The organism is Variovorax sp. UMC13 (genome assembly GCF_014170375.1).
Lineage (GTDB): Bacteria > Pseudomonadota > Gammaproteobacteria > Burkholderiales > Burkholderiaceae_C > Variovorax.
This window is the reverse complement of sequence record NZ_LZZW01000023.1, coordinates 85,483-108,694: the sequence shown is the minus strand read 5'-3', so window position 1 is coordinate 108,694 and position 23,212 is coordinate 85,483. Positions and strand designations below refer to the sequence as shown.

Here is a 23,212-nt window from a genome sequence, read left to right as displayed (position 1 = left end):
GAGGCCCTTGTTGGAAGGTGTCGGGAAAAATGAAAGAGAGCGAACGCGGGTGTTCGTTCAGGGATAGGTCGCGATCACCGTCTCGGCGACCTCTTCGACGGTGGTGCGCCCGGCCATCGCGAGGCGCTGGATCTTGCGGTGCGCTTCCTGCTCGGTGAGCCCTTCGCGCGCGATCAGCAGCGTCTTGGCCATGGTGAGCTTGGACACCGTGGCATAGCGGCCCTCGAGCTTGCGGATGTGGGCCAGCGCGGCCGCGCGCTGGCGCCACAGGGTGCGCGCCATCAGCAGTTGCGTCAGCAGGCCGAAGGGCCGCAGCGGCCGCTCGATGACCGAGACCGCGCCGCTCTCGAGCACCAGCTGCAGCATCGAGGGGTTCTCGTAGCCGACGATGGCGATCAGCGGCGGGCTGAGTTCGCTGCGCGAGGCGACGAAGGCGGTGGTCGGCTGGCGCTGGTCGAGCTCGATCGCCAGCATCACCACGTCGAAATCCGCGTCCAGCCGTGGCGGCACGGGCCAGCGCTGGGTCACGACGCTGCCGATGCGCTGCAGGTGCGAGATCAGCACCCTGCCCTCGGCATCGAGCGGATGCAGCACCGCCACGCGCAGCCCGTTGAGCTCGTGCAGCAGGGGCCCGACGGCGGGCAGCGCGGGTGCCGGCCGCGGCTCAGGCGCCTTGGCTGTCATCGCCCTGCACGCCGGATTGGAGCGTGTGATCGATCATGTAGGGGCTGGGGCGCACGGCCTCGCTCGCGCTGGCGATGATCTCGAAGCGCCCGCTGGCCGCGATGCGCGCGATGCGCGGCCACAGCCAGGTGTGGTGGGACTCGGCATCGATGCGCACATGGCCCTGCGGCGCCTCGAAGCCCAGCCCGCCCAGCGCCTCCAGCAGCGCATCGGGACGCTGCGCCCCCCCCGCGCGGCGCGCCGCTTCGGCGAACAGGTGGACCTGGAAATAGGCGGCCTCGGCGCCCGCGGTGATCGGCGCGTCGGGACCGAAGCGCTGGCCGTAGCTGGCGACGAAGCGCTGGCTGGCGGGGGTGTCGAGCGTGGCGAACCAGGGCGCGGCGCTGAGGTGGCCTTCGGCTGCGCCGGGGCGCATCGCGGCGGCATCGGCCTCGTTGGTGGCCAGGCTCGCGATCGGCATCCGCGCCGGGTCGAAGCCCGCGCTCTGGTAGGCCTCGTAGAAGCGCAGCGTGTCGCTGCCCACCACCGTGGAATAGATCGCGTCGGGCGCCAGCGCGCGCACCCGGTCCATCACCGCCATGAAGTCCTCGTGCGAGCTCTGCAGCGGCAGGTAGATCTCGTCGAGCACGCTGCCGCCGGCCTGCTCGAACAGCGTGCGCATGATTCGGTTCGACTCGTACGGGTAGACGTACTGGCCGCCGACGAAGAGCACGCGGCCGCCATGCCGCTCGAGCATGTGCCGCGCGAGCGGGACCGAGTTCTGGTTGGGCGCGGCGCCGGTGTAGATGCAGAACGGCGAGTACTCGAAGCCCTCGTAGAGCGTGGGATAGAACAGCAGCGTGCGGCGGCTCTCGACCACCGGCAGCACCGCCTTGCGGGTGCTCGACATGTGGGTGCCGAAGATCACCGGCACCTGGTGCAGGTCGCACAGCTGCAGCGCGGCCTCGCGGTAGGCCTCGGGCGTTGCGCCGGCCTCGATCGCCACCGGCAACAGCGGCACGCCGTCGATGCCGCCGGCGGCGTTCACCTCCTCGATGGCCAGGCGCGTGGCCTGGGCCTGGGTCGCTTCCACCGCCGCCGTGAGGCTGGTGGTGGAGAACAGCAGCCCGACCTTCCAGCCCTCGCGCGCCGGTGCGCGGGCCGGCGTCACGCCGGGCTCCCCAGGCCAGTCTGCTCGAAGGCGTAGGCGGCGCGGTAGATCGCGGCCTCGCCATGGAAGGCGCCGACCAGCATCAGGCCGATGGGCAAGCCCTGCGACTGGCCGCAGGGCAGCGACAGCGCCGGATGGCCGGTGACGTCGAAGGGCGCGGTGTTGGCGTTCATCTCGAGCGCGCGCGTGACGAACTCGGTGGCGGACGCGTCGCGTGCCGGCAGTGCGGGAGCCTTCATCGGGACCGTGGGCATGAGCAGCAGATCGTAGCGGGACAGGACCGCATCGTAGGCCGCGCGCAGGCGCCGCGCCTGGTTCTGCGCCTGCGCGTAGTAGCGCCCGCCGTAGCGCTGCGAAAGGTACTCGCCGGCCAGCAGGCAGGTGCGCAGGTCGTGCGGGAAGTCCATGCTGTGGGCCTGCCAGTCCTGCTGCGCGCGCATCATGCTGGTGACGTACAGGCCCTTCCAGTTCGAGCCGTGGTTGAAGCCCTTGAGCAGCTGGGTCGTGCCTTCCACCGCGATCGGCGTCCAGATGGCATGCCCCTGTCGGTGCAGCGGGATCGAGACCGTCTCGACCTGCGCGCCGAGCCGCTCGAACTGCTGCGCGGCGCGCTGCACCGCCTGGTCGACGTCGGCCTCGGCGTTGGGCCAGCCGAAGCCCTCGCACACCACGGCGATGCGCAGGCCCTGGCAGCCCGCGCGCAGCGTGTCGCCGTAGCGGGTGTCGGGCGCCGGCGCGCCCTGGCGCGGGTCGAGCCCGTCGGGACCGGCCAGCACCTCGAGCAGCAAGGCGTTGTCGGCCACCGTGGCGGTCATGGGGCCCGCGTGGTCGAGCGTCATCTCGATCGGCATGATGCCGGTGTAGGGCACGAGGCCCCAGGTGGGCTTCATGCCGACGAAGCCCGAATAGGCGGCGGGAATGCGCACCGAGCCGCCCTGGTCGGTGCCGATGCCCATGTCGACCTCGCCCGCGGCCACCAGCGCGCCGCAGCCCGAGGACGAGCCGCCGGCCGAGTGGCCCGGCTTGCGCGGGTTCTGCACCGGCCCGATCGCGTTGGTGTGGCTGCCGCCGGAGACGCAGAAGTACTCGCAGTGCGCCTTGCCCACGATGGTGCCGCCGGCGTCCAGCACGCGCGTGGCCACGGTGGCGTCGACGTCGGGCACGTAGCCCCGCAGCGTCGACGCGCCGTTCATCATTGGCACGCCGGCCAGGCAGATGTTGTCCTTGAGCACCACCGTCCTGCCGGCCAGCGGGCCGTCGGCGCGGCCCGCGACGGTGGTCCGCACATGCCAGGCGCCCAGCGGGTTGTCGGCGCCCGTCGGGTAGGTCCCCGGCGTGCGCGGGTAATGCACCGCGGGCAGTTCGGGCGGCATCGCATCGACCTGGTCGTAGTCGTCGAAGGTGGCTTGCAGGATCGCGTCGTATTCGCTCAGCGTGGCGCTGTCGAGCGCCAGGCCCAGCGACCGGGCGGTCGCGTCGAGCTGGGAAAGGGTGGGACGTTGAACGGGCATGTCGTCAGGCGTGGAAGTCGGTGAATTGGCGCGCGATCTCTTCGCTCGAGGTCTGGCGCGGATCGATGGCGCCGGTGAAGACACCCTTGTCGATGACGAGGATCCGGTCGCACAGCGCGCACAGGAACTCGATGTCCTGCTCGACCAGCACCACCGCCAGGCCGTCGCGCTCGCGCAGCTGCAGCAGGGTCTCGACGATCTCGTCGCAGATCGAGGGCTGGATGCCCTCGGTGGGCTCGTCCAGCAGGATCAGCTTGGGATCGCCGCACAGGCAGCGCGCCAGCGCCAGCAGCTGCTGCTCGCCGCCCGACAGGCTGCCGCCGGGCTGTTCCAGCAGCCGCTGCAGCCGCGGGAAGTGCTGCAGCACACGCGCGATGGTGGCCTCGGCCGTCGCGAAGTTCTTCGCGCAGCCCATGCGCAGGTTCTGCGCCACCGTGAGGAAGGGAAAGATCTGCCGGCCCTGCGGCACATAGCCGATGCCCGCGCGCGCGCGTTCGTGCGGACGCGCGCGCGTCAGGTCCTGCCCGGCCAGCGCGAGCGTGCCGCCGGTGGCGGGCAGCTCGCCCATCAGGGCCTTGAGCAAGGTGGTCTTGCCCATGCCGTTGCGCCCGAGGATGCCCGTGATCTCGCGGGCGCCGGCCTCCAGCGTGATGCCGTGCAGCACGGGCACGCGGCCGTAGCCGCCGCGCAGGTCGCGTGTTTCAAGCATGGTCGGTCTCCTGGTTGCTGGAATGGATGGGCTTGTTGCCCAGATAGGCGTCGCGCACCCGCGGGTCGGACACCACGTCGTCGAAGCTGCCTTCGGCCAGCACCTCGCCGCGGTTGAAGACCGTGACGCGGCCGGCGATCATCCGGATGAAGGCCATGTCGTGTTCCACCACCACCACGGTGCTGGCGCGGTTGATCTCGCGGATCAGCGCCGCGGTCTTGCGCACCTCGTGGTGCGTCATGCCGGCCGCCGGTTCGTCCAGCAGCACCAGCGCCGGGCGCGAGGCCAGGATCATTCCCAGCTCGACCCACTGCCGCTGGCCGTGCGCGAGTTCCCCCACGCGCGCATCGCCGCGCCCGGCCAGGCCGACGCGCTCGAGCACCGCATGCGCCTCGGCGCGCGCGGCGCGTTCCGAGGGCTGCGCGCGCAGGGCCGCGAGGTGCAGGTTCTGCAGCACGTCGAGGCCGTCGAACACGCTGGGCACCTGGGTCTTGATGCCGATGCCCAGGCGCGCGATCTGGTGCGCCGCCAGGCCGGAGATGCGCCGTCCGCGGAAGAACACCTCGCCGCGGTCGGGCAGCTGCTGGCCACTGAGCATCTTGAAGAAGGTGCTCTTGCCGGCGCCGTTGGGGCCGATCAGGCAGCGCAGCTCGCCTTCGGCGAGATCGAAGTCCACTTCGCGCACCGCATGCACGCCGCCGAAGCTCACGCCCAGCCGCCGGGTCTGCAACAGCGGGGCGCTCATCGCACGCGCTCCGGGACGGTGGCGACGGGCCGCGCGCGCGGCGCGAACCAACCCATCACCGTGGGCGCGATGCCGCGCGGGATCAGCATCACGAAGGCCGCGAGCACCACGCCCAGCACCAGCCCGGTGTCCACCGTCTGCTGGCCGCCGAGCGCGGTCACCATCCACTGGATGCCGACGCAGCCGATCATCGGACCGATCAGCGTGCCGCGGCCGCCGACGATCACCCAGATGATGATCTGGGCCGACTGCGCGAGACTGAACACGCCGGGGTTCACGAAGGCGCCCCAGTTGGCGTACAGGCAGCCGGCCAGGCCGGCGATCGCGCCGCCGAGCGCGAAGGCCAGCAGCTTGTGCAGCCGGGCGTCGTAGCCCAGCAGTTCGGCCCGGCGCTCGTTCTCGCGCACCGCCACCACCACCTGGCCGAAGCGCGTGCGCAGCAGCAGGCGCAGCCCGACGTAAGCGGCGATCAGCAGCAGCCCCACCAGCCGGAACAGGCCTTCGGGCTCGAGCGGGCTGTCGTGGCCCGGCAGCGTCAGCGTCGGGATCGACGGAATGCCGTTGAAGCCGCCCAGCAGCGCTTCGCCGATGCGGTACTCCGAGCCCGAGGTGGAGTTGGCCAGGTTGAACAGGATCAGCGTCACGGCCAGCGTGATCACGCCCAGGTACACATCGCTGATGCGGCCGTAGAACATGAAGTAGCCGAGCAGCGCGGCGAACACCGCCGGCACCGCCACCGACAACAGCAGCGCCGCCACGCCGGGGCCGAAGTTGATCGCGCCGATCGCATAGGCATAGGCGCCGAGCCCGAAGAAGGCGGCCTGGCCGAAGCACAGGATGCCGCCGAAGCCCCAGACGAAGGCCAGGCTCAGCGCGAGCATCGCCATCACCAGGTAGACGGTGAGCGCCAGCAGCGCGAAGGTGTCGGTGACCTGCGGGGCCAGCAGCACGCCGGCCACGCACAGCGCGCCGGCAGCCGCCAGTCCCCAGGATCGCAGAGAAGAAGCGTGGGTCATCAGATGGATTTCTTGAAGAAGCGGCCGGTGATGCCTTGCGGCAGCAGACGGATCAGCAGCACGGCCGCGAGCAGCAGCGCGACCTCGCCGAACACCGGCGTGGTGGCGAAGGTCACGGCCTGGCTCACGGCGCCGAACAGGCCAGAGGCCGCGAGGTTGCCGGTGATCACGGCGCTGCCTCCCCCGATCACCGTGATGAAGGCCTTGGCGATGTAGCTCGCGCCGATGGTCGGGATCACGCCCGACACCGGCGCCAGCACCGCGCCGCCCAGACCGGACAGTGCCGCCCCGAGCCCGAAGGTCAGCGTGTAGATGCGCCCGGGGTTGGCGCCCAGCGCGGCCGCCATGGCGGCGTTCTGCATCGAGGCGCGCGCGCACAGCCCGAGGTCGGTGAAGCGGAACAGCAGCCACAGGCCGGCCAGCACCGCCACCGCCACGGCGATCACGAACAGCGTGTAGCCGCTGCCCTGGAAGCGTCCGATGGCGAAGCCCGGCAAGGGCGAGGAGATGCCCACCGTGGTGTTGCCGAAGACCATGGTCGCGAGGCCGACGAGCGCCAGGCTCAGGCCCCAGGTCGCGAGCATGGTGTCGATCATGCGGCCGTAGAGATGCCGCACCAGCAGCCGTTCGACGAGCACGCCGAACAGGCCGGTGACGAGCGGCGCGAGCAGCAGCATCGACAGCCAGATCGGCACGCCGAAGCGGTTGGTGGCAAGGATGGCGACGTAACCGCCGAGCATCATGAATTCGCCGTGGGCCAGGTTGATGATCTTCATCATCCCGAACACCACCGCCAGGCCGATGCTCATGAGCACCAGCGTGGCGATGGCGCCCACGACCTCGATGGAAAAGATGGCTGCGAGGTCCATGGATCGGTCGCGCTCAGAACTTGATCGTGTACTGCTTGGCGTCGTTCGGGTTCTTGCGCAGGTCGCAGACCGCGGCCGTGTCGGCCGGCGGCTGCTGCGGGAAGCTCTCGACCAGGTTGAGCTTGCGGTCGCGTACCTCGGCGATGTGCACGTCGAGCGTGCAGTGGTGGGTGACGGGATCGATGCCGACCTTGCCGCTCGGCGCGTCGATGACCACGCCGGACTCGAGCGCCGCGATCACCTTCACGCGGTCGATGCTCTGCGCGCGCCGCACGCCCTCGGCCCACAGCATGAAGCCCTGGTAGGCGCCCATGGCCAGCTCGGTGATGTAGGGGTAGTCGGCGCCGTAGCGCTTGTGGAAGCGCGCCACGAAGTCCTGGTTGGCCGCGCCCGGCAGCTCCTGCAGGTAGTTCTGGCAGATCAGGATGCCGTTGCACTCCTCGGGCGACAGCACGATGTGCTCGTTGCCGCCGGCGAAGGTGGTGGATGCGATCGGCAGCTTGCCGGCCATGTTGGCGGCCTTCCACTGGCGGTAGAAGGACATGTGGGCGCCGCCCACCAGCGCCGACCACACGAAGTCCGGCTTGGCCGCCTGGATCTTGGAGATGGTGGCGCCGAAGTTGGTCACGTCCAGCGGGAAGAACTCCACCGCAAGGGTCTGCCCGCCCGCCTCGGCCGCGTACTTCTTCACCCACGAGGAGACGATCTGGCCGTAGTTGTAGTCGGCCGCGACGATGTAGACCTTCTTGCCCCACTTCCTGATCGCATGCGGCACGAGCTTCTGCACCGTCTGCGCCGGCGTCACGCCGGCGGCGAAGTAGTTGCCGTCGCAGACGCCGCCTTCGTACTGGTTGTTGTAGAAGTAGAGCGTCTTGAAGCGGTCGAGCACCGGCCGCACCACCTCGCGCGAGGCCGAGGTGATGCCCGCCATCACGACCGCGGGCTTGTTCTTGAGCGCCGCCTGCTGCGCGAACTGCGCATAGAGCTGCATGTTCGACTGCGCGTCGTAGTGGATGAAGTCGATCTGCCGACCCAGCAGGCCGCCCTTCTGGTTGATCTCCTCGGCGGCGAAGCGCAGCGCGTCGACCACGGGCTTGCCATAGATGTCGAGGCCGCCCGACAGGTCGTAGATGCCGACGACCTTGATCTTGTCTTCGGCGGCGAAGGCGTCGAGGCCGCGCAGCGAGAGCGCGGAGGCGAAGGCGGTGGATGCGGCGGTGCCTAGAAATTGGCGACGGGAAGAAGTCATGTTGTTTCCTTGGGGTGTCCGCCTCCCCTGCCGACGCCGGCACATGCGCACGCGCACAGGCATGCGCGTCGCCGAAGCGAACGCGGGCCTGCGCCAAGCATGGCGCGGAAGGAGGGAGAGACGGGGGGTTACCGGACGAGATGCCGGCAAGACAAGGACCGACGACGTTGGCGGTCAGAAGAGAGCGGGACTGACGATGTCTCTGGGCTGCGGCCGCATCCTTGGGGCTTCAGCTTGCACGAACCGGGCGGTGCCGCGATCGAATGCCGCACTTTATACACCGGGGTGAGGCAGCGCATCCGGGTTTATGCGGAGCTGCACACCGCGGCATGGCCGGCGCGACAAGCTGCTCATGCAAGCGACGTGCCTGAACGGCAACGCCAACAACGAGCGCGGCGGCCTCCTTTCGGTGCCATCGGGCCCTCGCCTGCCCCAGGGCTGGGCACCACGGGGTGCTAGGACGTGACCCGCACCGCCTGCGCGTCCACCCGGGCGCCCACCAGATCGTAGATGCCGGCGACGTGGATGGCGCGCCGCAAGGCCTCGATCTGGGCCACGGCCTGGAACTTGGCGGTAAAGCTGCCCGGGCTCCTCAATACGAGGAAATCCTGCGCGCTGCGGAGCTCCCAGATCCAGCAATTCTTCGATTCGGGAATGACGACAAATCTCACGGTCTGCTTTCGGCACTCCTGCCACCGCGCGCGAGCCCGATGCGTGGCGCTACAGGTTTTCAGAGCAGTAATTCGAATTATAAATTCGATGTCGTCGGCGTCGTGCACTTTCACGAGCAGCGCGTCATCGCCGCGCTAGGATGAAACGATGCCACCTCACCGACCTCCACGCCTCTGCGCCATCCTTGGCGCTTGTGTCCTGCTCGCGGCTTGCGCCACACCCACCGATCGCGCCGCCCCCTCTTCCCCCATCGCCGCCACAAAGCCGCAAGCGCCGGTGGCAGACCTCTTGCCCGCCCAGGCGCTGTCGCCTTCGGCCCAGGGCACGCGGGTGCGCTGGAGCGGCGGCATCCACACCATCGAGGCGCGCGAAGGCGCACGCCAATGCTTCACGCTGCTGCACGCCACCTTCGATGCGCGGCAGGTGCTGCAGTGGTCCCGCGACCCGCAGTACTTCGTCGCCTGCGGCCCGGGGGACTACGACCGAAACCTAGTGGCGCCGTTCACCCTGCTGAGCATCGGAGGCCGGGTGGTCGGCTCGCAGCACGTGGTGGGCAAGCCGGTCCCGGTGCTCGAGATCGAGGCGCTCTACCGGCACTCGGACTGCGTGCAAGGCAGCGAGCAGAGCCCCGAGTGCTATGCGGGCGAGCTCCAGCCCGAGCGCCCCTGAGCGACGGCCCCGCGTGCTGAGGCGGCTGGCCCCCTCACCACATCCATTGCGGCCTCGAAGCCGTGAGCACTCCCAGCGAGGCACCCACCGCCGCAAGGAGCATCAGGTCCCGGTCGAACGCCCTCGCCGCGGCGCTGAGCCGCGCGTAGAGGCCCAAACAGCTGGCGGAGAAGGTGGCGCCCAACGCGACCCAGGCCAATGGCACCCAATCCATGGCGCTAGCTCCGGCTCCATCCACACATCACGACCAAAAGCGCCACCATGGCTTGCGCTCGCCCTGCCCGGCCTCCAGCGGCGCATGGCCCGAAGGCGTGGGACCGAGCCGGGCCTTCAGGATCCCTTCGAGCCGTTCGGCTTCGCGCAAGGCCTCGCGATCGCCATGGGCGGCACGAATCCGCAGCACATACGCCGCAGAGGCCAGCTCTTCGTCATCCAGGATTTCCATGTAGTCATTTTGTTTTCAATGAAAACGAAATGGCTGTAGGCCGGCGTCACATGACGGGCCCTGCGCAGGCCGACAAGGCGGGCAGCAAGGGCCCTACGCGTGCGAACGCGCCCTGTGTCCGCAGGCGTCGTGGACGGGTTTGCGGGTGCGCGGATCGAATTGACCGCCGTCAAGCCCCCCACGCCGAAGACCACCTAGACTGGACTCGCATTGCTGCCGCCCCAGAGGATTGGAGGGAAGATGAACCGCGTTTGGCACGAAGCCCATCCCATGCCCAAGTCTCCAACCGTCGCGCAACGGATGGCTTGGCACATGGAACATGCAAGACACTGTGGCTGCCGGCCGGTTCCCGCCGGGGTGCTCGCCTTGATGGCCCAGCGGAAGGTTACGCCCCGAACCGCGCCTGCGCGCGACGATGACCCGGCGTGACATCGGCAGGCCACGCGGTCCGACACGACACGACGCCGCGCCGGCGGCCTGGAGGCGGACGGGGCCGCCCGCCCGCAGGCACGCACGCGTCCACTACAGTGCAGCCTAAAGACGAGGAAATTTCATGCGCTACCTGATCGCCGCCCTGTTCGTGCTCGCCACCCAGTCCTCATGGGCACGCCACCCATGCGTCGGCACCGGCGGGTCGACCAGCTTTCAGGAAGCGCCTTGCGAACGCTCGCAGGCCCAAACCGCCATCCAGCCCCTGGCCGAGGCGCGCAAACCCGGCGAGGGCGCGCCGGGCCCGGCCCTGCAACAGCCACTCAAGGAAGCCGAAGCCGAGCGGCTTCGGACCGACGCGACCGATGTGCTGCGCGACAGGATCGAGGATCTTTCCCGCCATCGGAACTCCTGCGATCGCCAGCAGCGCGAGATCCTGTCCAACCGCGCGCGAGCCCACCACAATCTCGCCGGCGCCGTGCTCGAGCCGTCGGTCGCCACGGAAGCCGCCGCGGCGGCGACGCGGTGCGAAACCCGCGCCCGCGAACTTCAGGCCGAAGTCGAAGAGGCGCGCCGGCAGTGCGCCGCGCGCGGCTGCAGCTGAGTTCCGCCTGAATCGCCGCGGTCGGTTGGAAGACCTCCCATGAACATGGGAGGGACGCGCTGCAACAAACTACCTACCATCGCAAATAGGTAAGTAAAAAGATTGCACATGAAGCCCCAGTCACCGAGAAGAAGACGGCTTGGAGAAGAGGCACCGCGGGCGGCCATGAAGGAACTGGCGGTGTTTGTCACAGTGATCGCGCTGACCATGCTGCTCAGCCTTGCGTTCATCGGTTGATCGGTTTCTGCCCGCGCAGTGCCGTAGGGCTGCGCACCCCGATCGAGGTCATCCCGAAGTGATGTCAGATCCCCCGAGCGCCGCGGCTCGAGGCGGTCACCCTTGCCGCAGGCGAAACCGGTGCGAATCGCCTTCCCGACAGCGACCATCCGATCCCGAAAAACACAACGCCTGCCAGTGGTTTCCCAGTGGCAGGCGTCGTCATGAATGGTGGAGCTGGGGGGATTTGAACCCCCATCCGCTCTAGCTATACCGTGGGCTGCGCGTTGCGCGTGCGAATCACGTGCGAATTTGAGCCGCGCCGCGCCACTGTGCTTTTAGCCAGCATCGGGCGCCCGACTTGCCGACGGCGTCCCCCACAACTCGGGCTCGCGCCGCCGCAGCTCAGCTACGCCGGCCTGGCGCGCCGCCTCCCAGGTGTCGAAGTGCGCAGCAGCTGTCGCCAGCTCATTGAATTTGGTCGCGACGCCCAAGTTTTCGACTATGGCCCAGTAGAAGCGGCCCCGCACCGGCTCGGTGACCCGGACAGAGACGGAGCGGAAGTAATCGGTCATGACAAAAGCTTAGCGCCAAAACCGTTACCTAGTAGTCCGTAGCAATCCGAGTGAAACCGATTTCTACGTCGGTGCGCCATGCCTCACCCAATGGATCCGCGTTCTCTTCGTCACCCTTGAACTGCCCGTTCTCACGCCCTTCAGCTAAGCAGCCATCTTGAGGTAGTGGCTGATCGAAGCTTTAAGCGCACAGCCACCCGCCGATACGTAACAGGCAGAGACATTTGGCGTATCCTCGCCACTACACAAAACTGAGAAACCCTATGCAAACATTCCCGAGGCTAGTCGAACTTTCGATAGTCGTACTTGCGTTAGTAGGTGTGGTCGCTCTCGTTCTATTAATCTACCGCTGGGTAAGACAGAAAAGGCAACAAAACGACATAAAGACCGACGCGATGAGTCTCGACGCAATTCGCATAAGTGCACGCGAGCATCTGCTAATAGTTTTTGCGCTATCCGTCATCCTTGTAGTTGGCAGCCACCACGAATGGTTCTCAGAATTCCCCTATTGGATACGCACCGTTCTCAAGGAGTTGGGCTTCGCAGGCCTAGTTGCGATCGTGCTGATTTTTGTACTAGAAAGGTATTCGAAAGCCCGTCATGAGGCGCAAACAAAACTTCAGATTGAAGAGATAAATAAAGATCTTTTCATGGCGATATTTAGACGACAGATATCACCAAGCGTCCGCGCTGAGCTTCAGACTTCACTGTTCGATTCAAAAGTTGGAAGGGACAACGCCGAGGTCACCTACAAGCTTGAGATGATCGACAACCCTTCCGTACAACATCCAAACTACCCCTCTGCTTCGTTGATAAGGGTATCTCAGTCGTCACGATATGAAGCATGCAATATAACAATGGGGTCAATAACACATAACTTCGGCGTATATATTGAACTACCCCCTCTTCCTGAATTAAACAAAGAATGCGCAATCACTAGGTTTGCCACTAAACGTCAGGGTCAAACCGAGTGGGAGGAGCATATTAACCCAGGCGAGGCAATTAGAGCGGGCGCAGATGATCGAACTTCATTAGTCTTTCAAAAAATGGTCACGCTCGGAATTCGTGAAAACATTGAGGTTGCGACCGAAGCATATTTTTTGAAGAACTTATTCGACACAGAGGTTTGGTGCTCTATGCTTCCCACAGAGAAGCTGAAACTCGCTGTAATTGTTCCCGGAGGGGGCTTGAAACTGGACGCAACCGCCAACAACTCATCCAAGCTGAAGTACAGGAAACGGGACGAATCCCTACATGAGTGGTCGCTAGACAACGGCATGCTTCCTCACCAGTCTGTTGCGTTCTGGTGGTCGCCAGCGAAGCTGCCACAGAACGTAACAGAAGTTGCTGGCAAGGGCATGGATGCTGTGATAGCCTCTACTCCCTCGCTTCCCTCAACCACGGAAAGGAATCCTCTATGAAGTTCAAGCTCCACAACGGCGGTGGCTCCGGCGGATAACTCAGGAACGCAGCTACCCATTTCCCCTGAAACGGTCCGCTTAGCGGGCCGTTTCTGTTTCTGAGGTGTTGCCCGGCAGGGCTCGTTGCTTGAGCCGAAGTGGATCGACTGGACTGGGCTGTAGAGCGCGCTACTTCAGCGCCTGCTGCAAGGGCTCCATCGGCCCGGCTCCATACACCTCGGTCGGCGCCAACCGCATCAGCACCTTCGTCTGCTCGACCGTCCCCTCGAGCCACTGGTCGAAGTCGCCCGGCTGCAGCGGGATCACGCTCCGCTTGTCCTGCTTGTCGGCCGCCAGCTTCGGCTCGGGCTTGTGCATGCGGCTCATCAGCGGGTCAGCGTCCGCGTTCACCGTGAGCATGGTGTAGCTCTCGTGAACCTCACCCGTGGCCTTGTCGGTCCAGGTGTTCCACAGACCAGCCAGTCCCCAAGGCGCGCCATCCGCGCGGCGGAAGCGCCACCACACGTTCTTCCCGCTCTCCCAGTTAGGCTCGTCGAAGGTGGCGGCCGGGATGATGCAGCGCTGACCGCGCTTCCAAGGGTCCTTGTAGCTGGCCTTCGCCTCCAACTCCTCGCTGCGCGCGTTGTTCGTGGGGAACTTGAGCTTCGGCTCTTTGGCGAACCAGGGGATCAGGCCCCACTGCCCGACGACGAGCTCGCGCTCGTAGCCCACAGCGTCCCGCCGGCGGCGAATGAACGGGCCCGGCGCCCGGGGGAAGATCTCGCGCGGCCACAGGTCAGGCTGATGCGCCCGGGGCAGGCTCCAGAAACGCTCGATCTCGGCCACCTCGGGAGGGATATAGCGATTGCACATGGCCGCAGCTTACTCAGGCCCTGCCCGGCAGCAAGTCGGCGGACTTCGCCTGCCAGCACCAATGCGCACGCTTGTGTGGAACCGGGCCGGCGAGCTCGAACGTGAAGCGCACGCGGCCCACTCTGGGCACGAACATCTCCAGCGACGCCTCGGGCGGCTGGACCTCTCCCGCCGGCGGCAGCGAGTACATGGCGCGCACCACGAACTGACCGGGCACAGTGTCCAGGATGCCGGTTCCGCGATCGGTGTCCATGGATCGATCGTAGCAAACTACTGGATGCCCGTACAGTATCCGGATACAGTGGAGGGCCACTTCAGGAGATGACCATGTGGCAATCCCCCACCCCGATCTCGTATCGCGGCCGCGAGCTATCCGACCTGGAAGCCTGGGTCTTTGTGTTCGCCAACACCTGGCAGGAGCTCGAGCACGACCCCGAGGACCTGCGCATGGCGGGCTTCAACGTCTTCGGCCCGGCTGTGGCCGCGAAGCATGGAGACGAGGACCCTGCAGCCGTCGCGCGCCGTCTGTACCCAGAAGCCGGCGAGTACAACGACGACCTCTATCCCGCTCATGCCGGCGATGACGCCGACCCGCTGGAAACCGCGCGCGCGGAGGAGCCTGCCCCGCCTCCCGAGTTCGGGCTACCGAGCTCCGATGTGCCTTTCTGACCAGCCATGCACTGCGTCGTCTACGTCCTGCGCGAGGCGGGCAAGAAGCTGCCGCGGGACGTAGTGCAGAGCCGCCCTTACCCGGGCTGGCTGTTCTTCGGCGACGACCGCCGCAAGTTCTACCCACGCGCCGTCGCCAGGCTGTTTGAGACCGAGCGCACCCGCGTCGACGTCATCGAGCCCCTAATCCACGCGAGCATCAAGAAGATCGAGAATGGCGGCATCCTGATCTACGGGGCCATCGAGGCAGTCGGCTACCAGCAGCCCGACCCGCCGCAGGTGTGGTGGTGCATGCCCGCGCCGCCGGTTGAAGTGACGCCTCCGCCGCATGAATACCGTACAACCTTTCCATCCACCGTAGGAGCACCATGATCGAGAACGAAGACGCCGATCCCGTGGGCGCAGCTCAGGACGACCTGCACGACCCGGTGACCAAGTTCACAGCCCTGGCCGTGCAGTGTGGCCTGATCCAGCCGGGCGACAAGCTCGACCAGAACGTGCTGGAACTCTGCGCCGGCGTCGTGAGCCTGTGCGCTGGCGTGGCTGACGGCTACGAGAACCCATCATGTCCAGACGACACCGTTGGGGACCATCTTCGCGCCGTGCTGTTCGAGCACTGAGTGGCTGCAGCAACCATTCACCCTCGCGCGATGGCACGTCTTCCGACCGGCCGTCTATTTTCCTAGCCCGCCAACCGCGGAGCTAGTATCCCGGAATGCCACAGAACAACCCCCACCTCACTCTAGACCAGAAGGTCGCTGCTCTCGCTTGGGTGTCTGCGTGCGAAAAGCTGGATCACTTTCTCCGCGCGACGCCTGGGTATCCTCAGCTGACCCCCGAAGAGGTGGCCGACATGATGGACACGACTGAGAGCGCGCTCCTTGAGCTGCGACGTACCTTCGAGCATTCAGTCAACGCTGAACAAAGCTGAAAGACCAGCCGGCCCACAACGCAAAAAGCGCCCCCAGCGCCGAAGCGCCAGGGGCTGGTGGGAAGCGGCGCGCATTCAGCGTCCCAGGCCTCGAGCAGCGCCGTCGACAATGCCAGCATGAGCAACATCTACGACGCGATCACGAAGGCCCTGTCTGCGCACTGGAAAGCGCACGACAACAAGTACCCGCAGAAGCTCGTCCTGTCGACCTCGCAGCACGCGGACCTGATGCGCCGGCGGAAGATGACGAAGACCGAGACCGAGGCGACCCAGGTCGACCCAGCACGTTTCATGGGTGTGGCGATTGAGATCAACGATGCAGCGCCGGGCGCGCTGATCGCTGTCGACGGCACGCCGGTGGCAATCGACGCGTAGCGTTTCACTCACTCCCTGCGCCGGGCCTGTGTGGTTTTTTCCCGGGCCCAGGCTACCGAAGGCTCGACCCAGCGTGTTCATTGCCCGGCCCGCTGAGCGTCCACACCGCCGAACCCACGCCTATCAGCGCCTCGATATCGGCCTCATAGGTGGCGCTGCTCGTGTCGAGACGGTCGATTACGGCAGCGAGGACAACCAGTGCCTCGTCGGCAGACGGACTGCCACCTGCGTTCGACAGCTCGACCATTCGTCGGATACTCATCACTTGCTTCATCCGATCACTGTGCGCGTGCGCAAGGATGCATGCAATAGGCCTGCACGCCGTCCTGCACCGAAGCGCCAGGGGCTGATGGGAATGGGACGAAGGATCAGCGGGGCCACGCCTCGATCAGCCCAGCGCGCTTCGAGCGCTCGCACCCGTAGGCCCCGATCCATTCGACGGCCCAGGCCGCCAGGTCCTGCGCGTTGGCCAGTGGCCGCAGATCAGCCGGCCGAGCGCACTCCGCCGTGAGCCCCACAGGAGGCGGGTCGATCTTCGCTGGCGCACTTGGCGGCGTCGTTGAGCATGCGCACAGCAGCAGGAGGCACAGGGCAGGCAGCAAGGTCCTGGGTGACATATTCGATCTCCTTCACGGTGCGGGTGATGTAGCGGTCGCGGTAGACGGTCTGCGCCGCTTCCTTGACCTCGGCCTGGTGTGCGCGGCCGCGGTTGCTCTCACGCTGCAGCTCGGCCGCGGCGGCGTACTCGGCCTGCGATCGCGCGTAGCCGGCGGAGTCGGCCGATCGCTCAAGATGCTGGACGTAGAAGAAGGCCGCGGCGAGCAGCACGACGATCAGCAGCAGCTTCCAGTTCACCAGCAGAGCGCGCACGGCCGCCGTCATGCGAGCGCCCGGTAGGCGTCCCGCAGTCGCTCGTCGTAGTTTTTCTTCACGTAGCTGGGGCCGTTGTAGTTCTTCGCGAAGGTGGCCCAGTCCTTCGCCTTGAGCGCGCGCTGCATCACGCCGCCGCGGTCGTTCTTCAGAAACGAGATGAATGCGTCGAGCTGCTTCCCCTCGCTGGCGTACATCGCGTTGATGAAACCTTGCAGTGTCATGAAACCGGCTGTCTGGTGGTTGAAGCCCATGATCTGGAACTTGCCCCAGGAAGTTGCTTCGAGCGCTGCGGTGCGGTCAAGGGCCGCAGCCTCTGCGAGGCGTGCATGCTGCTCCCAGGTGCGCCCGTAGCCGCCTGGGGTGGGGTTCGAGATGTCCGGGTGCGTGGCGTCAAAGCGACCCTGCGTGCGCTCGCTGAAGACATGGCGCTCAAACAAGATCGTCGGCTCGCCAGTGGAGAGGAAGCCGCCGTTCGGCGCCTCGATCTGCGCCACCGCCTTGATACTCGGCACATCGACGCCCAGCGCATCGGCCGCGCGCTGGAAGTCCTCAGGGACTAGAGTCTTCATGGCTTGATCTCCGGCAGTTCAGACAGCGGGGCGTGATCGCTCTTCACATCGGCCGGCGCGCCGTGGCGCCAGCGGTACGCATCGCACAGGAAGCCGAAGAACACGACGCCCGCGAAGATCGTGGTCACGATGTCGGGCCAGAAGCGCAGCCACATGGGAAGCACCGGGCCGAGGGCGGCGGTGATCGAGATGGCGAGCGACGCCTGGTAGAAGGCACGGATGCGCCGCAGCACCCGCTTGTCGCCCGCGCCCAGCCGGCAGATGCACGAGCTCGCGATGCCGATGCAGATGATGAAGTTCAGCCCGGCCAGGGTGTAGACGGTGCTCATTGCCCTGCCCCCTTCTTCACGACCAGCTCAAGACCAGCCTTGACCAGCCCGCCCAGGAACTTGAGCACCCGTGGCCACTGGTCGCCGATGTAGCCCAGAGCGAAGGAGACGAAGCCGTAGAGACCGGCTTCGCTGACGCCGGTCAGCTTCGATGCGCTGTAGGCCGCCAGGGGCACCGTGAAGCACATCGCAATCAGGGTCGAATAGAAGACCAGCCAGAACGACCCGCCGCGCGGCGTGGCGCCGATCTGGCCAAGGCGCATGGCCGAGCCGGCGACAGCTGCCACCATGATCAGGACGTAGGGAGCGACGACCGCGGCGATCTGCGGTGCAAAGGCGTAGCCGAAGATCAGGGTGGAAGCCGAGGCGCAGCACTTCCATCTGCTCTTCGAACAGGTTGGTCAGCTGGATCTTCTCGGCCTGGCTGGCGTTGGTCGGGCCCTTGTCGTCGGTGATGACGATGCCGTTCTGGATCAGGCGGTCTTCGTCGAGGGCCAGGCCGTCATGAGCCGAGCGCCACGGGTAGTTGGCCTGCTGGTTGGTTATGGGTGCTGCGCAATGCCTATGTCACGCTGGGCAAGCGCATCGCCAAGCGGCCGGCGCTGAAGCCCGTGGTGTCGGGCCTCACGGGCTCGCACGGCCTGGAAGCGATCAGCGGCCGGCTGAAGCTGTTCGTTGACCGCGGCTCGGCCTTCGTACCGCCCTCCATCTGCGACGTGATCGAGCTCGACAAGCCCGCGGCGGCGGCCGGCGCGGACCTGGACCGCGTGCTCTACGCTGACCTGTTCAACGGCTACCCCTACGTCGTGTCGCGCTATGCCAACCGCGTGACCTGGCACCACTACGTCGACGCGAACCCGACCACGCCCATCACGGACGCAAACTGCCCTCAGTCGAACTCCGTCACCAAGGCGGCGAGCCGGGTCTTCGCCATCGGCTGCGAGAACGTGCGCTACTGCAAGGCCGGAGACCCGCGCGACTGGACGACGGCGAGCGATGCGGGCTTCTTGCCGGCTGGCCTTCAGTCGGACACCAAGAGCGCATGCACGGCGGTCGGCACCTTCCAGGAATCGCTTGTCGTCTTCTTCTCGGAGCAGGCGCAGATCTGGAACGTGGCGGTCGACCCCGCGGCGAACGTGCTGAGCAAGCGGATCTCCGGCGTCGGCACGCAGGCGCCTCTGTCGCTCGCGCCGTTCTCCAACGATCTGATGTTCCTGTCTCCTTACGGCCTGCGGACGATGACCGTGCAGGCACAGACCAACCGCATCGACGACAACGACGTCGGCGTCCCGATCGACAAGCTGGTGGTGCCCGACGTGGCGGCAGTGAATGCCGCGGCCGACCCCTACGACTCGTTCGGCGTCTGGATCCACCAGCTGGGCCAGTACTGGCTCGTGATGGACATGGGCGACCACTCCAAGGTCTGGGCCTACACCTACTCGAAGTCTTCGAAGATCGCCTGCTGGAGCGAGTACACCTTCCCGGTTCGCATCTCCGCGCTGGCAACGCTGGACGGCCGGGTCTACGTCCGATCGACCGACACCCTCTACGAGGTCAGCGCTCTGCAGTACACCGACGGGAACCAGCTGGTCCCGGTCGAGATCCAGATGGCCTTCCAGGACGCGAAGACGCCGGGGATCAACAAACAGGTCTGGGGCGCCGACCTGGTGGCGGTGGGCAGCATGGATTTCTCGATGAAGTACGACCCGCGCGACCTGGCCAAGGAATCCGTGCCGCAGACGATCACGGGCGACACGCGGCCGGGTGACATGCAGCCGATCGAGGTCATGGCGCCTGCGTTCGCCCCGGTGTTCAGGCACTCGCGCGATGAAGCTTTCGAGCTCGATGCGCTGTCGATCTACTATTTCGCTCTGGGCCCCCAGTAGTGTTCCAGCAGCTCACGCTCGCCGACGCCGTGCTGGTTTGCGCCGGCATGAGAGACGAGGATCGTGAGTGCCTCGCGTCTCTCGCGGGGCTCTGTGACCCCGAAATCTTCGCGGTGAACCGCTGGCAGACGGATGGCGCAGCCTGGTCGCTCTATCAGGGCGGCCGACCTGTGGCGATCCTAGGACTGTCGAAGAGCAACGCATGGACCCTGACCGCGTGGCTCGTCGCGGCGCCCGCCATGTCGCACCAATCGTGGAAAAAACTTCTCCGCTTCTGCCGCACAGTCCGGGGCAACGCGCTTCAGACGACGCGGCGCATCGAGTGCACCGTCCTGGCGACATGGACCCAAGCAGCAAGGTTCGCTGAGTCGCTGGGCTTTGAACTGGAGGGTGTGAAACGCGAGGCCGGCAAGGACGGTCAAGACATCTTGCTCTACGCAATTCGAAAGGCTTCGGAATGAACAACATCGAGTACACGCTGGCGGTCGCCACGCCCGGCACTTCGCAGAAGCTGTCACTGGCTGGTGCCGGCGTCGCCGTCGTCACCGCGGCTGCGATCGGCTCTGACATCGTCGTGATCACGCCGACCGTCGACTGCTTCTTCCGCAAGAGTGCGACGGCAAGCGCAGCCCTCACAGCCCCTCGCGGCGTGAGCATTCGGAAGTTCAAGACCGAGGAGCGGATCCAGATCGCCTTCAGCTTCCGCGGCGTCGAGTGCCGGGAGCTGTTGCCGCCCTGCAGCATCACCAAGAGCGCGCTGGCCTATGCGGCCGGCCTGCGGGCCGAGATCCAGCGCAAGATCGCTGACGACGAGTTTCGATACACCGAGCACTTTCCGGAGAGCCAGCGCGCGGCCCAGTTCGACGAGCTGCCAAAGCACGTGCTGCTTGGCAAGCTGATCGACAAGCAGATCGAGACCTACGCCTCGCAGGTCGCCAATGGAACCCTGGCGCAGAGCACGCACGACGGCTACGTCAAGGCGCTCACCAGCACGCGCATGAAGCACTGGCGGACCAAGGCCATCGGCTCAGTGACGCCGAGCATGCTGCGCGCCTGGATCAGCGACCTGGCCGTAACGGCCAAGTTCGCTCGCAACCTGCTGACGCCTTTCCGGAGCGTCTTCGAGGACGCGCTCAACGACGACTTGATCAAGTTCGACCCGTTCGAGCGGATTGCCTTGACCAAGCTGCTCAAGCAAACGGCGACCGACAGCAAGTACGTGGTCGACCCGTTCACCGAGGCAGAGCGGGCCCAGCTGGTCGCCGCGGCGCGGCCCGACGAGTGGCCCACCGTCCAGTTCTGGCTGGAGACCGGCGTCCGGCCCGGGGAACTCCAGGCGCTGCGCTGGTCACGGGCCAACCTCGCTGCAGGCAAGGTGCGGATCGACCTGAATCAGGTGGCGGGGCAGGAGAAGGGGCCGAAGACCGAGGCCGGCGTGCGCGACGTCGAGCTCAGCGACCTAGCCATGGCCGCGCTTGAGGCGCAGAAGCTGATCAGCTTGGCGGCCGACGGCCACATCTTCCTGAACCCGCGCACGGGCAAGCCCTGGACGACCGACGCACAGCTGCGCAAGGGTCTGTGGGTGCCGCTGCTCGCGCGCTCCGGCGTGCGCTATCGGAATCCCTACCAAGCCAGGCACACCTACGCAAGTGCCAGGCTCACGGCCGGCGCCAACCCGTGGTGGCTGGCCGAGCAGCTTGGCCACGTCGACGTGCAGATGGTCTTTCAGACCTATGGGAAGTTCATCCCGGAGGACTACCAGAAGCCCAAGGCGCCAAGGCTCAAGGCCGTGGCCTGACACCCTCGCACCGCGTGCGAATTTCCTCCGTCCCGCGTGCGAAATCGGTGCGAAACGCCTGCCAAAACGTGACCATCTGGGCCCGAAAAACACAACGCCTGCCAGTGGTCTCCCATTGGCAGGCGTTGTCATGAGTGGTGGAGCTGGGGGGATTTGAACCCCCGTCCGCAAGCCTTCATCGCGCAGGTCTACATGTTTAGCGGTCTGATTTGGATCTCGCTTCCGGAGTCGCGCAGTCGCACGCTACACCGGACGCCAGTGCCCTATTTTCTTGTCCCGACCCAAGGCACCCGGATCGAGACCAGCCCATGTAATTATCCTTGCAGCCGGGAGGCGTCAGATTGCTCTGTCACCCCCTTGCCCAGCCCATCGGCCAACTGTTGCAAGGCTCACTGGCAATTAAGCAGCGAGTGCGAAACGTTCGTCGTTTGCAGTTAGTTTGTTTGAATCTGTTTTACGAGCGCATTCAGCTCGACATGCACCGCTGCGATTCCGAACCCACGTCGAAACCAGTGCAGCCCCAAGCTTCCCATTTTAGGCCCTATTCAGCCATTGCAAGAGCGCCATCGGAGAATCGATGGCGCCATCGGCGTTCCACAGCGCGGCATCGGCCTGTGCACCCATGTAGCCGTAGGTGGCGGCCACCGTCCGCATGCCCGCGGCGCGGCCCGCCACGATGTCGCGCTCGTCGTCTCCGACGTACACGCAGCGCGTGGGGTCCAGCCCCAGCCGGCGCGCGGCCTCGAACAGCGGCTCCGGGTGCGGCTTGGCGTGGGGCGTGGTGTCGCCGCTCACCACCGCACCCGCGCTGGCAAAGACCGGGATCGAACGGGTCAGGGGATCGGTGAAGCGCTTCGACTTGTTGGTCACGATGCCCCAGGCCAGCCCGCGCTGCGCCAGGGCGTCGATCAGTTCCGACACGCCATCGAAGACATGGGTGTTCAGCAGCATGCGGGCCTCGTAGTTCACGAAGAACTCCTCGCGCAGGGCCGGGAAGTCCGGCGACTGGGGCGTGATGTCGAAGGCGATGCCCAGCATGCCGCGGGCCCCGGCGCCGGCCATCGGCCGGTAGCGCTCCAGGGGCAAGGACGACAAGCCGCGATCGGTGCGCATCTTGTCGGCGGCGGCGCCAAGCTCCGGCGCGCTGTCGACCAGGGTGCCGTCCAGGTCGAAGAGCACCGCCTGGAGTGCGGGGGCGGCCATCAAGCCGGCTTCCTGGTGGCGAACATGTAGTTGACGCTGGTGTCGGCGCTGAGCCAGTAGCGCCGCGTCACCGGGTTGTGTTCGAGGCCCCGTGTGTGCCGCAGGTCCAGCCCCGCCGCGCGGCAATGCGCGGCCAGTTCGCTCGGGCGGATCATCTTCTGGTACTCATGGGTGCCGCGCGGCAGCATGCCCAGCACGTACTCGGCGCCGACGATCGCGAGCAGGAAGGCCTTGGCATTCCGGTTGATGGTGGAGAAGAACACCCAGCCGCCCGGCTTGACCAGCGCGGCGCAGGCCTTCACGACCGAGGCCGGCTGCGGCACGTGCTCCAGCATCTCCATGCAGGTCACCACATCGAAGCTGCCCGGCTGCTCGGCGGCCAGCGCCTCGACGCTGACCTCGCGGTACTTCACGCCCTGGGTGGACGCCTCGAGCGCGTGCAGCTGCGCCACCTTGAGCGCCTTGTCGGCCAGGTCGATGCCCAACACTTCCGCGCCCTTGCGCGCCATCGAGTCGGCCAGGATGCCGCCGCCGCAGCCCACGTCCAGCACACGCTTGCCGGCGATGGGCGCCAGGCCCTCGATCCATTCGAGGCGCAGCGGGTTGATTTCGTGCAGCGGTCGGAACTCGCTTTCCAGGTCCCACCAGCGGTGGGCCAGTTCGGAGAATTTGGCGAGTTCCGCCGGGTCGGCGTTCACTTGATCTGTCATGGAAGCCATTATGGAAGAGCCCATAAAAAAACCCCGCCGAGGCGGGGTTTCAT

At 66.3% G+C, this 23,212-nt stretch carries 31 protein-coding genes and 1 other RNA gene; 11 read left to right on the top strand and 21 right to left on the bottom strand.

The genetic code is table 11. From position 1 onward, the window contains the following. Positions 1-57: 57 nt before the first annotated feature. The 9 genes from A9977_RS18425 to A9977_RS18385 form a co-directional block, all read right to left on the bottom strand. Positions 58-684 carry an ANTAR domain-containing response regulator gene (locus A9977_RS18425; protein WP_183026324.1) on the bottom strand — a complete coding sequence of 209 codons (627 nt, stop codon included), beginning with the start codon at positions 682-684 and terminating at the stop codon, positions 58-60. Beyond that, positions 665-1,834, bottom strand: a complete 1,170-nt coding sequence (locus A9977_RS18420) for a transporter substrate-binding domain-containing protein (protein ID WP_183026323.1) — start codon at positions 1,832-1,834, stop codon at positions 665-667. The genes A9977_RS18425 and A9977_RS18420 overlap by 20 nt, the downstream gene beginning before the upstream one ends. Next, positions 1,831-3,345, bottom strand: a complete 1,515-nt coding sequence (locus A9977_RS18415) for an amidase (protein WP_183026322.1) — start codon at positions 3,343-3,345, stop codon at positions 1,831-1,833. The genes A9977_RS18420 and A9977_RS18415 overlap by 4 nt, the downstream gene beginning before the upstream one ends. Positions 3,346-3,349: 4 nt before the next feature. Beyond that, positions 3,350-4,054 carry an ABC transporter ATP-binding protein gene (locus tag A9977_RS18410; protein WP_183026321.1) on the bottom strand — a complete coding sequence of 235 codons (705 nt, stop codon included), beginning with the start codon at positions 4,052-4,054 and terminating at the stop codon, positions 3,350-3,352. After that, entirely contained in the window at positions 4,047-4,799 is a 753-nt protein-coding gene (locus A9977_RS18405) for an ATP-binding cassette domain-containing protein (RefSeq protein ID WP_183026320.1), read from the bottom strand. The genes A9977_RS18410 and A9977_RS18405 overlap by 8 nt, the downstream gene beginning before the upstream one ends. Further along, entirely contained in the window at positions 4,796-5,815 is a 1,020-nt protein-coding gene (locus A9977_RS18400) for an ABC transporter permease subunit (protein ID WP_183026319.1), read from the bottom strand. Before A9977_RS18400 ends, A9977_RS18405 begins: the two co-directional genes overlap by 4 nt. Continuing rightward, positions 5,815-6,684, bottom strand: a complete 870-nt coding sequence (locus A9977_RS18395; RefSeq protein WP_183026318.1) for an ABC transporter permease subunit — start codon at positions 6,682-6,684, stop codon at positions 5,815-5,817. Before A9977_RS18395 ends, A9977_RS18400 begins: the two co-directional genes overlap by 1 nt. Before the next feature lie 13 nt (positions 6,685-6,697). Then, complete coding sequence (locus A9977_RS18390; protein WP_183026317.1) at positions 6,698-7,933, bottom strand: ABC transporter substrate-binding protein; 1,236 nt, start codon at positions 7,931-7,933, stop codon at positions 6,698-6,700. A 455-nt stretch (positions 7,934-8,388) separates the two neighbouring features. Continuing rightward, positions 8,389-8,718 carry a hypothetical protein gene (locus A9977_RS18385; protein ID WP_183026316.1) on the bottom strand — a complete coding sequence of 110 codons (330 nt, stop codon included), beginning with the start codon at positions 8,716-8,718 and terminating at the stop codon, positions 8,389-8,391. 163 nt (positions 8,719-8,881) lie between these two features. Between A9977_RS18385 and A9977_RS18380 the strand changes: the two genes are divergently transcribed. Then, positions 8,882-9,274, top strand: a complete 393-nt coding sequence (locus A9977_RS18380) for a hypothetical protein (RefSeq protein WP_183026315.1) — start codon at positions 8,882-8,884, stop codon at positions 9,272-9,274. A gap of 241 nt (positions 9,275-9,515) precedes the next feature. On the opposite strand, the gene A9977_RS18375 is transcribed toward A9977_RS18380, so the two are convergent. Further along, positions 9,516-9,719, bottom strand: coding sequence for a hypothetical protein (locus tag A9977_RS18375; protein ID WP_183026314.1), 204 nt, complete (start codon positions 9,717-9,719; stop codon positions 9,516-9,518). A gap of 553 nt (positions 9,720-10,272) precedes the next feature. Between A9977_RS18375 and A9977_RS18370 the strand changes: the two genes are divergently transcribed. Further along, positions 10,273-10,752, top strand: a complete 480-nt coding sequence (locus A9977_RS18370) for a hypothetical protein (RefSeq protein ID WP_183026313.1) — start codon at positions 10,273-10,275, stop codon at positions 10,750-10,752. Between the two features lie 108 nt (positions 10,753-10,860). Then, complete coding sequence (locus A9977_RS34340; protein WP_259652034.1) at positions 10,861-10,989, top strand: hypothetical protein; 129 nt, start codon at positions 10,861-10,863, stop codon at positions 10,987-10,989. Positions 10,990-11,306: 317 nt separating this feature from the next. On the opposite strand, the gene A9977_RS18365 is transcribed toward A9977_RS34340, so the two are convergent. After that, positions 11,307-11,543 carry a hypothetical protein gene (locus A9977_RS18365; RefSeq protein WP_183026312.1) on the bottom strand — a complete coding sequence of 79 codons (237 nt, stop codon included), beginning with the start codon at positions 11,541-11,543 and terminating at the stop codon, positions 11,307-11,309. A gap of 263 nt (positions 11,544-11,806) precedes the next feature. Between A9977_RS18365 and A9977_RS18360 the strand changes: the two genes are divergently transcribed. Next, the gene (locus A9977_RS18360) at positions 11,807-12,964 is read left to right on the top strand and encodes a hypothetical protein (RefSeq protein ID WP_183026311.1); all 1,158 of its coding nucleotides are present in this window, start codon (positions 11,807-11,809) and stop codon (positions 12,962-12,964) included. 168 nt (positions 12,965-13,132) lie between these two features. Here the strand turns inward: A9977_RS18360 and A9977_RS18355 are convergent, their stop codons facing one another. Both A9977_RS18355 and A9977_RS18350 read right to left on the bottom strand, forming a co-directional pair. Beyond that, the gene (locus A9977_RS18355; RefSeq protein WP_183026310.1) at positions 13,133-13,816 is read right to left on the bottom strand and encodes an SOS response-associated peptidase; all 684 of its coding nucleotides are present in this window, start codon (positions 13,814-13,816) and stop codon (positions 13,133-13,135) included. Positions 13,817-13,829: 13 nt separating this feature from the next. Further along, complete coding sequence (locus tag A9977_RS18350; RefSeq protein WP_183026309.1) at positions 13,830-14,069, bottom strand: hypothetical protein; 240 nt, start codon at positions 14,067-14,069, stop codon at positions 13,830-13,832. A gap of 74 nt (positions 14,070-14,143) precedes the next feature. On the opposite strand from A9977_RS18350, the gene A9977_RS18345 reads away from it, so the two are divergent. From A9977_RS18345 to A9977_RS18330, 4 genes are all read left to right on the top strand, one after another. Beyond that, a complete protein-coding gene (locus A9977_RS18345) occupies positions 14,144-14,485 on the top strand; it encodes a hypothetical protein (protein WP_183026308.1) in 342 nt (113 codons plus the stop codon). A 6-nt stretch (positions 14,486-14,491) separates the two neighbouring features. Continuing rightward, entirely contained in the window at positions 14,492-14,857 is a 366-nt protein-coding gene (locus A9977_RS18340) for a hypothetical protein (RefSeq protein ID WP_183026307.1), read from the top strand. Next, positions 14,854-15,105 carry a hypothetical protein gene (locus A9977_RS18335; protein ID WP_183026306.1) on the top strand — a complete coding sequence of 84 codons (252 nt, stop codon included), beginning with the start codon at positions 14,854-14,856 and terminating at the stop codon, positions 15,103-15,105. Before A9977_RS18340 ends, A9977_RS18335 begins: the two co-directional genes overlap by 4 nt. Positions 15,106-15,533: 428 nt before the next feature. Beyond that, positions 15,534-15,791: a hypothetical protein gene (locus tag A9977_RS18330; RefSeq protein ID WP_183026305.1), complete on the top strand. Its 258-nt coding sequence runs from the start codon at positions 15,534-15,536 to the stop codon at positions 15,789-15,791. A gap of 52 nt (positions 15,792-15,843) precedes the next feature. On the opposite strand, the gene A9977_RS18325 is transcribed toward A9977_RS18330, so the two are convergent. The 5 genes from A9977_RS18325 to A9977_RS18305 form a co-directional block, all read right to left on the bottom strand. Next, positions 15,844-16,038 (bottom strand): hypothetical protein, encoded by a 195-nt coding sequence (locus tag A9977_RS18325; RefSeq protein WP_183026304.1) that lies wholly within the window; start codon positions 16,036-16,038, stop codon positions 15,844-15,846. 236 nt (positions 16,039-16,274) lie between these two features. Continuing rightward, on the bottom strand, positions 16,275-16,673 hold the full coding sequence (locus tag A9977_RS18320; protein WP_183026303.1) for a hypothetical protein: 399 nt from the start codon (positions 16,671-16,673) through the stop codon (positions 16,275-16,277). Further along, the gene (locus A9977_RS18315; RefSeq protein WP_183026302.1) at positions 16,670-17,233 is read right to left on the bottom strand and encodes an N-acetylmuramidase family protein; all 564 of its coding nucleotides are present in this window, start codon (positions 17,231-17,233) and stop codon (positions 16,670-16,672) included. Before A9977_RS18315 ends, A9977_RS18320 begins: the two co-directional genes overlap by 4 nt. Then, positions 17,230-17,562, bottom strand: coding sequence for a hypothetical protein (locus tag A9977_RS18310; protein ID WP_183026301.1), 333 nt, complete (start codon positions 17,560-17,562; stop codon positions 17,230-17,232). The genes A9977_RS18315 and A9977_RS18310 overlap by 4 nt, the downstream gene beginning before the upstream one ends. Further along, positions 17,559-17,852 (bottom strand): hypothetical protein, encoded by a 294-nt coding sequence (locus A9977_RS18305; RefSeq protein ID WP_183026300.1) that lies wholly within the window; start codon positions 17,850-17,852, stop codon positions 17,559-17,561. Before A9977_RS18305 ends, A9977_RS18310 begins: the two co-directional genes overlap by 4 nt. A 258-nt stretch (positions 17,853-18,110) precedes the next feature. On the opposite strand from A9977_RS18305, the gene A9977_RS18300 reads away from it, so the two are divergent. From A9977_RS18300 to A9977_RS18290, 3 genes are read left to right on the top strand one after another with little or no spacing between them, the layout of a single operon-like run. Beyond that, on the top strand, positions 18,111-19,448 hold the full coding sequence (locus A9977_RS18300; protein ID WP_183026299.1) for a hypothetical protein: 1,338 nt from the start codon (positions 18,111-18,113) through the stop codon (positions 19,446-19,448). Further along, positions 19,448-19,909: a GNAT family N-acetyltransferase gene (locus A9977_RS18295; RefSeq protein WP_183026298.1), complete on the top strand. Its 462-nt coding sequence runs from the start codon at positions 19,448-19,450 to the stop codon at positions 19,907-19,909. Before A9977_RS18300 ends, A9977_RS18295 begins: the two co-directional genes overlap by 1 nt. After that, complete coding sequence (locus tag A9977_RS18290; RefSeq protein WP_183026297.1) at positions 19,906-21,246, top strand: site-specific integrase; 1,341 nt, start codon at positions 19,906-19,908, stop codon at positions 21,244-21,246. The genes A9977_RS18295 and A9977_RS18290 overlap by 4 nt, the downstream gene beginning before the upstream one ends. A gap of 135 nt (positions 21,247-21,381) precedes the next feature. Here the strand turns inward: A9977_RS18290 and ssrA are convergent. The 3 genes from ssrA to ubiG form a co-directional block, all read right to left on the bottom strand. Next, positions 21,382-21,768: a transfer-messenger RNA gene (gene ssrA, locus A9977_RS18285) on the bottom strand. Positions 21,769-21,780: 12 nt separating this feature from the next. After that, on the bottom strand, positions 21,781-22,449 hold the full coding sequence (locus A9977_RS18280; RefSeq protein ID WP_183026296.1) for an HAD family hydrolase: 669 nt from the start codon (positions 22,447-22,449) through the stop codon (positions 21,781-21,783). After that, entirely contained in the window at positions 22,449-23,159 is a 711-nt protein-coding gene (gene ubiG, locus A9977_RS18275; protein WP_183026295.1) for a bifunctional 2-polyprenyl-6-hydroxyphenol methylase/3-demethylubiquinol 3-O-methyltransferase UbiG, read from the bottom strand. Before ubiG ends, A9977_RS18280 begins: the two co-directional genes overlap by 1 nt. Between the last annotated feature and the right edge of the window lie 53 nt (positions 23,160-23,212).